This window comes from Pseudoduganella buxea, assembly GCF_009720835.1.
GTDB lineage: Bacteria > Pseudomonadota > Gammaproteobacteria > Burkholderiales > Burkholderiaceae_D > Rugamonas > Rugamonas buxea.
Genome location: NZ_WNKZ01000009.1, coordinates 1 through 14,524, shown reverse-complemented (window position 1 = coordinate 14,524; position 14,524 = coordinate 1). Strand labels below are relative to the sequence as shown.

16 protein-coding genes are annotated in these 14,524 nt (G+C 65.7%); 11 read left to right on the top strand and 5 right to left on the bottom strand.

Annotated features, from left to right (window positions below):
- Nucleotides 1-72: 72 nt before the first annotated feature.
- Entirely contained in the window at nt 73-555 is a 483-nt protein-coding gene (gene moaC / locus GM672_RS05320) for a cyclic pyranopterin monophosphate synthase MoaC (RefSeq protein WP_155469490.1), read from the bottom strand.
- 40 nt (nt 556-595) lie between these two features.
- Here moaC and GM672_RS05315 point away from each other — a divergent pair, with 40 nt between their 5' ends.
- A complete protein-coding gene (locus GM672_RS05315) occupies nt 596-2,365 on the top strand; it encodes a beta-barrel assembly-enhancing protease (RefSeq protein WP_155469489.1) in 1,770 nt (589 codons plus the stop codon).
- Nucleotides 2,366-2,380: 15 nt separating this feature from the next.
- Here GM672_RS05315 and GM672_RS05310 read toward each other — a convergent pair whose 3' ends face one another.
- The 4 genes from GM672_RS05310 to GM672_RS05295 form a co-directional block, all read right to left on the bottom strand.
- Entirely contained in the window at nt 2,381-2,968 is a 588-nt protein-coding gene (locus GM672_RS05310; protein ID WP_155469488.1) for a DUF2946 family protein, read from the bottom strand.
- 3 nt (nt 2,969-2,971) lie between these two features.
- On the bottom strand, nt 2,972-3,952 hold the full coding sequence (locus GM672_RS05305; RefSeq protein WP_155469487.1) for a YheT family hydrolase: 981 nt from the start codon (nt 3,950-3,952) through the stop codon (nt 2,972-2,974).
- Between the two features lie 76 nt (nt 3,953-4,028).
- On the bottom strand, nt 4,029-4,451 hold the full coding sequence (locus tag GM672_RS05300; RefSeq protein ID WP_155469486.1) for a YybH family protein: 423 nt from the start codon (nt 4,449-4,451) through the stop codon (nt 4,029-4,031).
- A gap of 30 nt (nt 4,452-4,481) precedes the next feature.
- A complete protein-coding gene (locus GM672_RS05295) occupies nt 4,482-4,673 on the bottom strand; it encodes a zinc-finger domain-containing protein (RefSeq protein WP_155469485.1) in 192 nt (63 codons plus the stop codon).
- 195 nt (nt 4,674-4,868) lie between these two features.
- Between GM672_RS05295 and GM672_RS05290 the strand changes: the two genes are divergently transcribed.
- The 10 genes from GM672_RS05290 to GM672_RS05240 all read left to right on the top strand — a co-directional run.
- On the top strand, nt 4,869-5,630 hold the full coding sequence (locus GM672_RS05290) for an AzlC family ABC transporter permease (RefSeq protein ID WP_155469484.1): 762 nt from the start codon (nt 4,869-4,871) through the stop codon (nt 5,628-5,630).
- Nucleotides 5,627-5,956 (top strand): AzlD domain-containing protein, encoded by a 330-nt coding sequence (locus GM672_RS05285; RefSeq protein WP_155469483.1) that lies wholly within the window; start codon nt 5,627-5,629, stop codon nt 5,954-5,956. The genes GM672_RS05290 and GM672_RS05285 overlap by 4 nt, the downstream gene beginning before the upstream one ends.
- A 69-nt stretch (nt 5,957-6,025) precedes the next feature.
- Nucleotides 6,026-7,243, top strand: a complete 1,218-nt coding sequence (locus GM672_RS05280; protein ID WP_155469482.1) for a phosphoglycerate kinase — start codon at nt 6,026-6,028, stop codon at nt 7,241-7,243.
- 90 nt (nt 7,244-7,333) lie between these two features.
- The gene (pyk, locus tag GM672_RS05275) at nt 7,334-8,782 is read left to right on the top strand and encodes a pyruvate kinase (RefSeq protein ID WP_155469481.1); all 1,449 of its coding nucleotides are present in this window, start codon (nt 7,334-7,336) and stop codon (nt 8,780-8,782) included.
- Nucleotides 8,783-8,857: 75 nt separating this feature from the next.
- Nucleotides 8,858-9,922, top strand: a complete 1,065-nt coding sequence (gene fba, locus GM672_RS05270; protein ID WP_155469480.1) for a class II fructose-bisphosphate aldolase — start codon at nt 8,858-8,860, stop codon at nt 9,920-9,922.
- A 101-nt stretch (nt 9,923-10,023) separates the two neighbouring features.
- The gene (locus GM672_RS05265; protein WP_155469479.1) at nt 10,024-10,920 is read left to right on the top strand and encodes a phosphoribosylaminoimidazolesuccinocarboxamide synthase; all 897 of its coding nucleotides are present in this window, start codon (nt 10,024-10,026) and stop codon (nt 10,918-10,920) included.
- A gap of 1 nt (nt 10,921) precedes the next feature.
- Nucleotides 10,922-11,428: a 5-(carboxyamino)imidazole ribonucleotide mutase gene (gene purE / locus GM672_RS05260; RefSeq protein WP_155469478.1), complete on the top strand. Its 507-nt coding sequence runs from the start codon at nt 10,922-10,924 to the stop codon at nt 11,426-11,428.
- Nucleotides 11,421-12,662, top strand: coding sequence for a 5-(carboxyamino)imidazole ribonucleotide synthase (locus GM672_RS05255; protein WP_155469560.1), 1,242 nt, complete (start codon nt 11,421-11,423; stop codon nt 12,660-12,662). The genes purE and GM672_RS05255 overlap by 8 nt, the downstream gene beginning before the upstream one ends.
- Complete coding sequence (locus GM672_RS05250; RefSeq protein WP_170299936.1) at nt 12,659-13,678, top strand: L-threonylcarbamoyladenylate synthase; 1,020 nt, start codon at nt 12,659-12,661, stop codon at nt 13,676-13,678. Before GM672_RS05255 ends, GM672_RS05250 begins: the two co-directional genes overlap by 4 nt.
- Nucleotides 13,679-13,831: 153 nt before the next feature.
- Nucleotides 13,832-14,524, top strand: a 693-nt coding sequence (locus tag GM672_RS05240) for an SGNH/GDSL hydrolase family protein (protein WP_260115677.1), incomplete at its 3' end; no start/stop codon positions are given.

Genomic DNA, 14,524 nt, shown 5'->3' with positions numbered 1-14,524 from the left:
AGCAAAGATGTTCAGAAAGCATTTAAAGTTGAGTGTACGTATCATGGCCCCAACGAACCCACCGAGCGTTCTTCAGCTCGTGACACTCCAATCCCCCGACTTGCCCCCGTGCTTTTCCATGACGCGGATATCAAGCATCACCATGCCTCGGTCGACGGCCTTGCACATGTCGTAGACGGTCAACAGGCCCACCTGCACAGCAGTGAGCGCTTCCATTTCCACGCCCGTCTTGCCGAAGGTTTCGACCTGCGCGCGGCAGTGGACGCTGGACTCGGCTTCGTCCGTGTCGAAATCGACCGTCACGCGCGTCAGGGCCAGCGGGTGGCACAGAGGCACGAGGTCGCTGGTGCGCTTGGCGCCCATGATGGCGGCGATGCGGGCGATGCCCAGCACGTCGCCCTTCTTGGCCGTTCCCGATAGAATAAGGGCGAGAGTGTCCGGTTTCATGCGGATGGTGCCGGAGGCAACGGCGATGCGGTGGGTTTCCGCCTTGGCGCCGACGTCGACCATATGGGCCTGGCCGGACGTATCGAAATGGGTGAGCTGGTCGGTCATGCTGGTTCGGTAAATGAGCGTCGAGTGAAACAACAAAGAGATGAACAGGTATCATAGCATCGTGAAAACCTTCCCCCGCCGATCCCTGCTCGCGCTGTCCTGCGCGCTGCTGTTCGCCGCGCCGCTGGCGCCGGCCCAGGTCGTGCTGACCCATACGCCCAACCTGCCCAGCCTGGGCGATACGTCGCGCGAGGCGCTGTCGCCGATCACGGAGCGCAAGCTGGGCGAGGAAATCATGCGCGATATCCGCTTCGACCATGATTACCTGGACGATCCGCCCATCATCGAATACCTGAACTCGCTCGGCAACACGCTGGTGTCGGCGCGGCCCGACGTGCGCGGCGAGGCGAACTACGATTACTTCTTCTTCTGCGTGCGCGACCCCATGCTGAACGCGTTCGCGCTGCCCGGCGGCTTCATCGGCGTTCACTCGGGGCTGCTGCTGGCGGCCCAGACGGAATCCGAACTGGCTTCCGTGCTGTCGCACGAGATCGGCCACGTTACGCAGCGCCATATCGCGCGCCAGCTGGGCGAGCAGAAGACCGATGCCTTGATTCCGCTGGCGGCGATGGTGCTGGCCGCGCTGGCGGCCAAGTCCAATCCCGATGCGGCCATGGGCGTCATGATGGGCGGGCAGGGCCTGGCCATCCAGCGCCAGCTGAACTTCGGTCGCGATGCCGAGCGCGAGGCGGACCGCATCGGCTTCCAGATCATGGGCCAGGCCGGCTACGAAACGAACGGCATGGTGGCCTTCTTCCAGCGGCTGCAATCTGCCACGCGCAACTACAGCGACCTGGTGCCGGCCTACCTGCAAAGCCACCCGCTGACGACGGAGCGCATCGCCGACATCCAGGCCCGCATCCGCGAGCAGCCTTACCGGCAGCGGGTCGACGCGCTGGACTTCTTCCTCGTGCGCGCCCGCGCCCGCGTGCTGCAGGATACGAGCAGCAAGGGCCTGGCCGAGACGGAGGAATTCCTGCGCAACCAGCTGGCCCAGCCGAGCCGCCACCAGATCGCGTCCGCCCAGTACGGCATGGCCATCCTGGCCCTGAAACGGCACGATTACGCCGGCGCGCAAAGCTGGCTGGACAAGAGCGCCGCCACCATCGGGCGGCCACCCGCGCCCGGTGCCTTCAGTTCGCCGCTGCCGAAGGGCATCGCCGAAAGCGTGCTGGCCTACACGTCGCTGGAAATCAAGGTCGACCAGGAAAACAAGCCGGAAGTGATGGCCCTGGCCATCAAGGAAGGCGAGGCGGCCCACGCCAAGTTCCCCCTGTCGCGCGGCATCGTCTGGCAGTATGCCGATGCGCTGATCAAGGGCGGCAAGCCGGAGCAGGCCGAACGCTTCCTGCGCGACCAGCTGCAGATGTACCGCAGCGAGCCGGAACTGCAGGACCTGCTGGCGCAGGCGTATTCGAAGATGGGCAAGATCGCGTTGCAGCATATCGCGCTGGCCGAATCGTACGCGCTACTGGGCGGAACCCAGGCCGCGCTGGACCAGCTGGAACTGGCCCGCAAGGCACGCGACGCCTCGTTCTACGAACAGGCCGTCATCGACGCGCGCGAACGGGAATGGCAGGCCAAGCGGCGCGAGGCGATGGGCGAGAAGAAGGGCGCCGGCTTCAGCGGCCTGGCCGTCACGGGCAGCGTGAACGGCAAGGACGCCAAGGACGGCAAGGAGGCCAAGGCCAGGGAAGACGACCCCTTCGGCACCGATCCGGCCTGCCGGGGCGTGCTGGCCAGCTCACCGCGTTGCAGCGACGGCCGCTTCGGCGCGCCGCGCGCCACGCCGTGGGGCAGCCAGCGCTGAATCGAAGGCAGTTTCTCAGGGTTGTGGCAGGCGGATGAACCCGAAATGCCCGGCCACGTCGGCGCGGGCAATGCGTTGCACAGGCACGCTGTGTTCGCCGCTGCGCAATGTCAGCGGCGCCGCGCCATCCTCCAGCCAGGCCAGCAGCGCGTCATCGGCCAGCGGCTTGCCATCCACCACCAGCCATTCCAGTACCTGCGCGAAATCGCGGTCGTCCAGTTGCGCGACGACGTCGCCCGCTTGCAGGATCAGCTCGCCCGCCTCCGTCAGGAAGGCGTGCTCGATGCTTGCGAGCGGCGCGCCCGTGTGCAGCACCAGGCCGTGGCCGGGGTCGGTGCGGGCGATATACGGCGTTGCTTCCAGGTTCAGGTAGACCCGCTGCGGGCCGTTCTGGAAATACCAGCAGCCCCGTTCGTCGTGCTGGTAGTTGCGGTTGATGAAGCCGACGAGGGCGGCGTTATTGAGCTTGTCGCCCGGTTCGCCCAGATGCTGGGCGCGCTCGTCGCGCATGCGCCAGTTGCCCCGCGCGTCCAGCGCCAGCCAGCCATAACAGTGGGGCACGTTCGGCCATTTGGCCATGGCCTGTTTTACGATATCGTCCATGGTTCAAGCATCGCACAGCGCGGCCATTTGTGGCGCGCCGATACTGCGTTCTCCCTCGAGGAAGTGGATCATGCGGCGCGGCAGCCAGGCCAGGCTGCCCGGCGGGCCGCCCGTGGCGAAGCCTACGTGGCCCCCTTCGGCCGGGTAGTCCAGCAGCACATGGGACGAGGCCTTGCGCGGCAGGTACTGGCCGGGCAGGAAGGGGTCGTTGCGGGCGTTCAGCACCAGGGTCGGTACGGTGATGTCTTCCAGCACGTGCTTGGCGCTGGCCCGGTCCCAGTAGTCCTCCACGCTCCGGTAGCCGTGCAGCGGCGCCGTGACGACATTATCGAAGGTGTACAGGTCGGGCGCGGCATGCATCGCATCAAGGTCGAACAGGCCAGGGAACTGCCGGTGCTTGGCTGCGCATTTCGGCTTCAGGGTTTGCAGGAACATGCGCTGGTACAGGCGGTTGAAGCCCCGGCCCAGCGCCTCGCCACCGCGCGCCAGGTCCAGCGGTGCGGACACGGCCACGGCCGCATCGACGAATTCGGCCGCATGCTGCGACTCGCCCAGCCACCGCAGCAGCGCATTGCCGCCCAGCGAGACGCCGCAGGCGTAGAACTTGCCTGTCGCGCGCCGGTGCAGGCGCCGCAGGATCCAGTCCACCTCCTGCGCATCGCCCGAGTGATAGAAGCGGGGCGCCAGGTTCGGCTCGCCCGAGCAGCCGCGAAAGTGCGGAATGGCACCGGACCAGCCCCGCGCCACCAGCTCGGCGCCCAGCGCACGGCAGTAGTGACTGTCCGACGAGCCTTCCAGCCCGTGGAACAGCACGACAAAGGGCTGGCCCGGGACGCCGTCGATGAAGTCGACGTCGATGAAGTCGCCATCGGGCGCCGGCCACCGCTCGCGCCGGAAGCGCACGGCCGGCTTCGGGATGCATTTGGCCGGATAGATGGTCTGGAAATGGCCATTTGGCAGCCACAGGGGAGCTTTGTAGTGCATGGCGTGTGCGGCGTAGGAAAAGTTGCTCAGAAAATGGGGTCTGTCCGGAACGACGGACCGCCCATTATTTAAGCAACTAGTGCAGGACCTGCGAGCGGGCGTCGGCCGGGGCCGCCGTGCCGGGGGCCATCGACACGTGGTGCAGCACGATGCGCCAGCCTTTCGGCGTCTTCATGTAGACATTCGTCGCCACCAGGTGTTGCGGTTCGCCCTGCGAGGCGGTGCTGCCCTCGACGACGGTGTGGACTGCGCTCATCAGGTTATGCGTTTCGTGCAGCTGCGACGGCAGGATGTGCAGGCCGCCGTGTTCCAGCAGCATGGTCCATGAGGCGCGGATGGCGGCGTGGCCGATCAGGCGGGCGCCGCCCGGGTGCACGCAGACCACTTCCTCGTCGTCGGCCCACAATGCCATCAGCGCTTCCACGTCGGCGCGGTTGAGCGCGTCGTAGAAGGCCGCTTCCACTTCGGCCGGACTGCCGTTGAGCTGTTTCTTTTTCATCGCGGTCTCCGCCGACGAGGGAGCAGGGGATCAGTGGTGATGAACTGCCGAGCCCGGCTTGATACGGTACGCCGTGCCGCAGTAAGGGCATTTGGCTTCGCCATTGGCGGCAAAGTCGAGGAACACGCGCGGGTGGCCGGACCACAGCGGCATGGCCGGGTTCGGGCAGTATGCCGGCAGGTCCTTACCTTCGAGTTCGACTGGCGTGGTGGCGTTGCTCATCTTGTGATGCTCCGGAGTTCAAAAAGCACGATTTTAACGGATTAGCGCGTGCTACAGCATTCGCCGCTAAAATGATGCCCTCACGATATCCGGACAATTCCACGCGCGCGGGAATGGCCGGGTTCTTCCCAAGCATGTGCCGCCATCGATCGTCGTTAGTCTGTGGCAGGAAAGCTACACAAATTCGCCACACAAATGCATGTTAATCAACTAGGCGGTCCGGGCGACCCGGAAGCCCTGCGCGACGTTGTCACCCACGATCCGGCTGCCTGGCGCGACGGCGTGCGCACCGGCATGCCCACGCTGTTCGGCATCGGCGCCTGGGGCCTCGTGGTGGGCGTGGCGATGATCAAGTCCGGCCTGACCCTGCCGCAGGCCCTGGGCATGACCTTGCTGGTCTTTGCCGGTTCGGCCCAACTCGCTTCGCTGCCCCTGATTGCCGCGAACGCGCCGATCTGGGTGATTTTCACGACAGCCATCGTCATCAACCTGCGTTTCATTATCTTCTCGGCCCTGCTGGCGCCCCATTTCGCCATGCTGCCGTGGCGCAAGCGGCTCGGGCTGGGGTTCGTCTCCGGCGACATTTCCGTCGCCCTGTTCCTCCAACGCTATCCCGAGCCGACACCTGCGCCAGGCAAGCTGTCCTACCTGAAGGGGCTGCTGTATCCGAACTGGGCGGCGTGGCAGGTGGGCTCGATTGCCGGCGTGTTCCTCGGCAACGCCGTGCCGACGGAATGGGGCCTGGGCTTTGCCGGTACCCTGGCCATCATCTGCGTGATGGTGCCGATGGTTGCCAGCCGGCCGGCGCTGTGCGGCGTGCTGGTGGCCGGCGTCGTGTCGGTGCTGGCGGCAGGGCTGCCCTACAAGCTGGGTCTGCTGGCGGCCGTGCTGGTGGGCATGGTCACGGCCATGGCCGTCGAGGAAATCGGCGACAAGCTGGGGAAGGGCCGGCCATGAGCGACCTGGAGATCTGGATCGTCATCATCGCGCTGGCCGTGGCGACGGCCATTACCCGCAGTGGCTTCTGGCTGGTCGGGCACAAGGTGGCGATCCCGCGCCGCGTGCAGGAAATGCTGCGCTATGCGCCCTCGTGCGCGCTGGCCGCCATCGTCGGCCCGGACCTGCTGCTGGAACCGTCCTCCCTGGCGTTCACGCTCGTCAACGGCAAGGTCGTGGCCGGCGTGGCGGCCGTCGGCTGGTACCTGTGGCGGCGCAATATGCTGGAAACCATCGTGTTCGGCATGCTCGTGTTCACGGCCGTGCGACTGTTGCATTTGTTCTAATGGTTAAGCTGGCAAGGGCGCGCTTGCGGTAAAATAGCAGCCTTTCTATCACTTGTCCTTTGGGAAACCATGCAAGCTGTTCTGAACTTCATTCGTCTCCAGGATCTGGTCGCGCAAAACGCGCTGCAAGGCAAGCGGGTCTTTATCCGCGCCGATCTCAACGTGCCGCAGGATGATGCCGGCAATATCACCGAAGACACCCGTATCCGCGCCTCCGTGCCGGCCATCCAGGCCGCTGTCAAGGCCGGTGCCAAGGTGATGGTGACGTCCCACCTGGGCCGTCCAGCCGAAGGCGAGTTCAAGCCGGAAGACAGCCTGGCCCCCGTGGCCGCGCGCCTGTCCGAGCTGCTGGGCCAGCCGGTCGAGCTGAAGCAGGACTGGGTCGACGGTGCCGGCCTGGACAAGCTGCAGGATGGCCAGGTCGTGCTGCTGGAAAACGTGCGCGTCAACAAGGGCGAGAAGAAGAACAGCGACGAGCTGGCCCAGAAGATGGCCAAGCTGTGCGACGTGTATGTGAACGACGCCTTCGGCACCGCCCACCGCGCCGAAGCATCCACCCACGGCATCGCCAAGTTCGCCCCCGTGGCCGCGGCCGGTCCGCTGCTGGCGGCCGAACTCGATGCGCTGGGCAAGGCGCTGGGCGCCCCGGCCCGTCCGCTGCTGGCCATCGTGGCCGGCTCCAAAGTATCGTCCAAGCTGTCGATCCTGAAGGCCCTGTCCGACAAGGTGGACAACCTGATCGTCGGCGGCGGCATCGCCAACACCTTCATGCTCGCTGCCGGCCTGAAGATCGGCAAGTCGCTGGCCGAGCCGGACCTGGTCGAGGAAGCGAAAGCCATCATCGACCTGATGTCCAAGCGCGGCGCGCAGGTGCCGATCCCGACGGACGTCGTGTGTGCGAAAGAGTTCTCGCCAACGGCCGAAGCCACCGTCAAGGCCGTGGCCGACGTGGCGGACGACGACATGATCCTGGACATCGGCCCGGAAACGGCGAAGAAGCTGGCCGAACAGATCGCCCAGGCCGGCACCATCGTGTGGAACGGCCCCGTCGGCGTGTTCGAGTTCGACCAGTTCGGCAACGGCACGAAGACCCTGGCGCTGGCCATTGCCGAGTCGAACGGCTTCTCCATCGCCGGCGGTGGCGACACCCTGGCGGCGATTGCAAAATACGCCATTACCGATAAAATCGGTTATATCTCGACGGGCGGCGGCGCCTTCCTGGAGTTCCTGGAAGGCAAGACCTTGCCGGCAGTGGAGATCCTGACGACCCGCGCTGCGGGGCAATAAACTGCAAGCCTGGTGACAGAGCGCAGCGACGAGTCCGAGGACCGGAGCTGCGCTTTTTTCTCTTTAACGAACCGTCTCAAGGAACCCTCAATGTCCCGTGGCACCAAAATCGTCGCAACCATCGGCCCCGCTTCCACCGACTTCAACGTACTGACCAAGATGATCCGCGCGGGCGTGGACGTGGTCCGCTTGAACTTCTCGCACGGCAAGGCGCAGGACCATATCGACCGCGCCAACCTGGTGCGGCAGGCGGCGGCGGAGTGCGGGCGGGAAGTGGCGATCATGGCCGACATGCAGGGTCCGAAGATTCGCGTCGGCAAGTTCGAAGGCGGCAAGATCGACCTCGTCAACGGCGACAAGTTCATCCTGGACGCGAAGTGGGGCGAGAACGGCGAACTGGGCAACCAGGACCGCGTCGGCCTGGACTATAAGAACCTGCCGAACGATTTGCGCCCGAACGACGTGCTGCTGCTCAACGACGGCCTGATCGTGCTGGTGGTCGACCGCATCAATGGCAGCGAAGTGCACACCACCGTCAAGATCGGCGGCGAGCTGTCGAACAACAAGGGCATCAACCGCCAGGGCGGCGGCCTGACGGCGCCGGCGCTGACGGCCAAGGACATGGAAGACATCAAGACGGCGATGAGCTTCCAGGCCGACTACCTGGCCATCTCCTTCCCGAAAAACGCCACCGACATGGAAATGGCGCGCCAGCTGGCCAATATCGCCGGCGAACCGTACGGCCACAAGCCGCAGATGATCGCCAAGATCGAGCGGGCCGAAGCCATTCCGGCGCTGCAGGAAATCCTCAACGCGTCCGACGGCATCATGGTCGCCCGCGGCGACCTGGCCGTGGAAGTGGGCAATGCCGCCGTACCGGCGCTGCAGAAGCGCATGATCCGCATGGCGCGCGAATCGAACAAGATCGCCATCACGGCCACGCAGATGATGGAATCGATGATCTTCAACGCCGTGCCGACGCGGGCCGAAGTGTCCGACGTGGCCAACGCCGTGCTGGACGGCACCGACGCCGTGATGACGTCGGCCGAGACGGCCTCGGGCCGCTATCCGGTCGAGACCGTCGAGATGATGGCCGCCGTCTGCGTCGAGGCCGAGCTGTCCGAATACAACAAGCTCGACGCCGATTTCCTCAACGTGCGCTTTACCCGCATCGACCAGTCGATCGCGTACGGCGCCCTGTTTACCGCCCACCACCTGCGCGTGAAGGCCATCGTGGCCCTGACCGAATCCGGTTCCACGGCGCTGTGGATGAGCCGTCACAATATCGACACCCCCATCTTCGCGCTGACCCCCAGCGTGACGACGCAGCGCAAGGCTTCGCTGTACCGCAACGTGCGCGCGCACTACCTGCTGCAGCAGGGCACCAGCCGCGACGTGCTGAAGCAGGCCGAGGACCTGCTGGTCGAGCACGGCATCGCCAAGAAGGGCGACATGATCGTCGTTACGTGGGGCGAGCCGATGGGGCAGGTCGGTGGCACCAACGCACTGAAAATCGTCAAGATCGGCGAATTCAGCTGAGCGCAGGCACCCAGAATTCGGCGGGCCGGCCACGAGCTGCCCGCCACAAGGTTTTTATTTGATTGGAGTAACACCATGTCCCTCGTATCCATGCGTCAGCTGCTGGACCATGCCGCCGAAAACGGCTATGGCTTGCCAGCCTTTAACGTCAACAACCTGGAACAAGTGCAGGCCATCATGGCTGCCGCCGACGCCGTCAACAGCCCGGTGATCATGCAGGCTTCGGCCGGTGCCCGCAAGTATGCCGGCGAGGCCTTCCTGCGCCACCTGATCGACGCGGCCATCGAAGCGTATCCGCACATTCCCGTCGTCATGCACCAGGACCATGGCCAGTCGCCGGCCGTCTGCATGGCCGCGATCCGTTCCGGCTTCTCCTCCGTCATGATGGACGGCTCGCTGGAAGCGGACGGCAAGTCCGTCGCCTCCTACGAATACAATGTGGAAGTGTCGCGCGAAGTGGTCAAGTTCTCGCACGCCATCGGCGTCACCGTGGAAGCGGAACTGGGCGTGCTCGGTTCCCTGGAAACCATGAAGGGCGACAAGGAAGACGGCCACGGCGCCGAAGGCACGATGACGCGCGAGCAGCTGCTGACGGACGTGGCCCAGGCCGCCGACTTCGTCGAGCGCACCCAGTGCGACGCGCTGGCGATCGCCATCGGCACCTCGCACGGCGCATATAAATTCACGCGCAAGCCGACCGGCGATATCCTGGCCATCGACCGCATCAAGGAAATCCACGCCCGCATCCCCAACACCCACCTGGTGATGCACGGCTCCTCGTCGGTGCCGCAGGAACTGCTGGCCATCATCCGCGAATTCGGCGGCGACATGAAGGAAACCTACGGCGTGCCCGTGGAAGAAATCCAGGAAGGCATCCGCCACGGCGTGCGCAAGATCAATATCGATACCGACATTCGTCTGGCGATGACGGCGGCGGTGCGCAAGTACATGTTCCAGAACCCGTCGAAGTTCGATCCGCGCGACTTCCTGAAGCCGGCCCGCCTGGCGGCCGAAGAAGTGGTCAAGGCCCGTTTCCTGTCCTTCGGCTGCGAAGGCCGTGCCTCGCAGATCAAGCCGATTCCGCTGGAGAAAATGGCGGAACGTTACAAGGCCGGTCAACTGTCCCAGATTGTGAAGTAAAATCTCGTCTTTCGGGCGGCTTGCCGCCCCCCACTCGACCGGCGGGCGGGTTCATCCTTCCCGCCGGTTTTGTTTCTTTTGCGTCAAGACATTTCCTCCCCATGAAAAGCCTTCACCAGTCCTCCATCAAGTCCCTGCCGCTGCTCGGCCACGGCAAAGTCCGCGACAACTACGCTGTCGGCGACGACAAGATCCTCATCGTCACCACCGACCGCCTGTCGGCCTTCGACGTCGTGATGAACGAACCGATCCCCGGCAAGGGCATGGTCTTGAACCAGATGAGCGATTTCTGGTTCGAGAAGCTCGGCCATATCGTGCCGAACCACTTGACCGGCGTGGCGCCGGAATCCGTGGTGGCACCGGACGAAGTGGAGCAGGTCAAGGGTCGCGCCGTCGTCGCCAAGCGCCTCAAACCCATCATGGTCGAAGCGGTGGTGCGCGGCTACATCATCGGGTCGGGCTGGAAGGACTACCAGGCCACGGGCAGCATCTGCGGTATCGAACTGCCGAAAGGCCTGCGCCAGGCCGACAAGCTGCCCGAGCCCCTGTTCACGCCGGCCGCCAAGGCCGACCTGGGCGAGCACGACGAGAACATCAGCTTTGCCGACATGGAAAGCCGCATCGGCCCTGAGCTGGCGGCAAAGATGCGCGACATCAGCATCGAGTTGTACAAGACGGCCGCGGATTACGCGGCCACGCGCGGCATCATCATCGCCGACACCAAGTTCGAGTTCGGCCTGGATGAAAACGGCGTGATGCACCTGATGGACGAAGTGCTGACGGCCGACTCGTCGCGCTTCTGGCCGGCCGATTCCTACGCGCCGGACATGTCGCCACCATCGTTCGACAAGCAGTTTGTGCGCGACTACCTGGAAACGCTGACGGAATGGAAGAAGACCCCACCGGCGCCACCGCTGCCGCCCGAGGTCATCGAGAAAACCCAGGCCAAGTATTTCGAAGCAATCGAGCGCCTGACGGGCGAGAAGCTGAAGGCCTGACATGACCGAGCAAATCAAGCCACTGGTCGGCGTCATCATGGGTTCCAGTTCCGACTGGGACGTGATGCAGAACGCCGTGGCGATCCTGAAGCAGTTCGGCGTGCCGTACGAAGCGCAGGTGATCTCGGCCCACCGCATGCCGGACGAAATGTTCGCCTACGCGGACACGGCCCGGGCCCGCGGCCTGCGCGCCATCATCGCCGGTGCCGGCGGCGCCGCCCACCTGCCGGGCATGGTTGCCGCCAAGACCATCGTGCCCGTGCTGGGCGTGCCCGTTCCCTCGAAATACCTGCGCGGCGAGGATTCGCTGCTGTCGATCGTGCAGATGCCAAAAGGCGTGCCGGTCGCCACCTTCGCCATCGGCGAGGCGGGCGCCGCCAATGCCGCGCTGACGGCCGTGGCCATCCTGGCCGCCGGCGACGACGCGCTGGCCACGCAACTGGAAGCCTTCCGCGCCCAGCAGACGGCCGCCGCCCAGGCCATGACCTTACCCGCGAATGATGACTGATATCGTTTCCCAGCCAGGGCAGGGCGGCATCGATTTTGCCGCGCTGTCCGAGCCACAATTACTTCCCGCAGTGCCCGCCGCCAACCCCGCCACGTGGCTGGGCGTGATGGGCGGCGGTCAGCTTGGCCGCATGTTCGCCCAGGCCGCCCAGGCCATGGGCTACCAGGTCGCCGTGCTGGAACCGAGCGACGATTGTCCCGCCGGCCAGGTGGCCCAGCGCCTGCTGAACGCCGGCTACACCGATGCCGCCGCGCTGGACGAGCTGGTCGCCCAGTGCGCCGCCGTCACGACGGAATTCGAGAACGTGCCGGCCGACAGCCTGGCCCGCCTGGCGCAGCAGATTTTTGTCGCGCCGAACGCGGCCGGCGTGTCGGTGGCGCAGGACCGCATCCTGGAAAAGCGCTTCTTCATGTCCTGTGCGGAAAAATCCGGCGTGCTGCCGGCGCCGCACAAGGTGATTGCCTCCACGGACGACATCGACGCCATCGGCGACGAGCTGCTGCCAGGCATCCTGAAAACCGTGCGCATGGGCTACGACGGCAAGGGCCAGGTGCGCGTCGCTTCGCGCGAGGACGTGCGCGCCGCATTCGATGGCATGGGCCAGGTCACGTGCCTCTTGGAAAAGATGCTGCCGCTGGCCTATGAAGTATCCGTGCTGACGGTGCGGGGCGTCGATGGCCAGTCCGTCGTCTACCCCATCGCCGAGAACGTGCACCGCGACGGCATTCTGTTTACCACCACCGTGCCGGGCCCGAACGTGTCCGGCGTGTGCGCGAAAAAGGCGCAGGACGCGGCCACCGCCATCGTGGCCGAACTGGGTTATGTGGGCGTGCTGTGCATCGAGTTCTTCGTGCTGGCGGACGGTTCGCTGGTCGTCAACGAAATGGCGCCGCGTCCGCACAACAGCGGCCACTACACGATGGATGCGTGCATCACCAGCCAGTTCGCCCAGCAGGTGCGGGCCATGGCGCGCCTGCCGCTGGGCGATGTGCGCCAGCATTCGCCGGCCGTGATGCTCAACATCCTGGGCGACGTCTGGTTCGACGGCGACACGTACCGCGAACCGGCCTGGGACAAGGTCGTCGCGCTGCCCGGTGCCTGCCTGCACCTGTACGGCAAGGACGATCCCCGTCCGGGCCGCAAGATGGGCCACGTGACGTTTGTCGCGCCCACCCTGGAACAGGCGCAGCAGCAGTTGCAGGCCGCCTGCACCATCCTCGGTATCGCGCCGTGACGCAGCAGGCCATTCTTGATGCGGCCGCCAGGCTGGCGGCCGGCGGCCTGGTCGCGTTTCCCACGGAAACCGTGTACGGCCTGGGGGCGGACGCGGAAAACCCGGCCGCCGTCGCCAGCATCTATGCAGCCAAGGGCCGGCCGAACGACCACCCCGTCATCGTCCACCTGGCGCCCGGCGCCGACCTGGATTACTGGGCAGCAGATATCCCGGAGGAAGCGCGCCAGCTGGTCGCCGCCTTCTGGCCCGGTCCGCTCACCTTGATCCTGAAGCGCCACGCCCACATTCCCGACGCCGTTTCCGGCGGTCAGGACACGGTGGGCCTGCGCTGCCCGTCGCACCCGGTGGCGATGGCGCTGCTGTCGGCCTTCAAGGGCGGCCAGGGCGGCGTGGCGGCCCCGTCGGCAAACAAGTTCGGCAACGTCAGCCCGACCACGGCGCAGCACGTGCGGGATGAATTCGGCGGCGATGCCGGCATCGCCGTGCTGGACGGCGGCGCCAGCCAGGTCGGCATCGAATCGACCATCCTCGACCTGTCGCGCCTGGCCACGCACGGCCCCGTGCTGCTGCGCCCCGGCCATATCGGTGCCGCCCAGATCGCCGCCGTCATCGGCGCCATGCCCGTCGCACCGGACCAGACGGCACCGCGCGCTTCCGGCACGCTGGAATCGCACTACGCGCCGAAGGCACCGGTGGCGCTGGTGCCAGGCGAGCAGGTGCAGGGCACGCTGAATGCGCTGGCCGAGCGTGGCCGCAAGGTGGCGCTGATCCATTACTCACCGCTGCTGACCCGCGCCTGCGCCCAGCACGCGTTGCCGGAAGACCCGGCCGGCTACGCCCACGGCCTCTACGCGGCACTGCGCGCGATGGACCGCACGGAAGCCGAACTGATCCTCGTCGAAACCCCACCCCAGGACGACAACTGGCTCGGCGTCAACGACCGCCTGCGCCGCGCCGCCCACGGCTCCACCGGCATCCTGCAGGACTTCCTCGCCAAGGATTCGTTGCAGCGGTAAATAGTGAATGCTGCATTGCAACCAACTCAAACCTGTTGTTTTTACCAGAATCCCCTTGTACGGCAGGGCTTGAGACTGGCATATTAGTCAGCTTGCGGATAAGCACGTCCGTTCGCTGGCCCTACGCCGGTATCTCAAACAACAGGAGACAAGATGCGTCACACCAAACTAGCGCTGGCCATGATTACCGCCGCCGTCCTGTCCGCTTGTGGCGGCAGCAGCGGCGATCCGCAGCCGGGCGCGCAGGTCAACCGCGTCAAGTTCGCGTCCCAGGTCAGCTTTGGCGACAGCCTGTCCGACGTCGGCACGTATAACGTCGGCACCGTCAAGGCGCTGGGCGGCGGCAAGTTCACCATCAACGGCAACAACACGGCCGTGGCGACGGAACTGACGGGCAAGAACTGGACGGAACTGATGGCGGCCCAGCTGGGCCTGCCCGCGCCGTGCCCCGCCCAGACCGGCCTGGACGGCAATGCCGCGCAGGGCTTCTCGGTGCCCGTCGTGGAAAACACCAGCTGCTTCAGCTATGCCCAGGGCGGCGCCCGCGTCACCAATCCCATCGGGCCCGGCCACAAGCTGACCGGTAGCCCGCTGGGCGCGCTGACGGTGCCTGTCGTTACGCAGGTCAAGAATCACCTGGCCCGCGTGGGCGGCAAGTTCAAGGGCGACGAAGTGGTCTTCGTCATGGCCGGCGGTAACGACGTGCTGGGCAGCCTGGGGGCGCTGCAGACGGGCGCCACCGCGGCCGGCAAGACGGCGTTTGCCACCAGCCTGACGACCCAGCTGGCCGCCGGCACCACCAGCCCGGCCACGGGCGCGCAGGCCATCGGTGCCGCGCTGGCCACG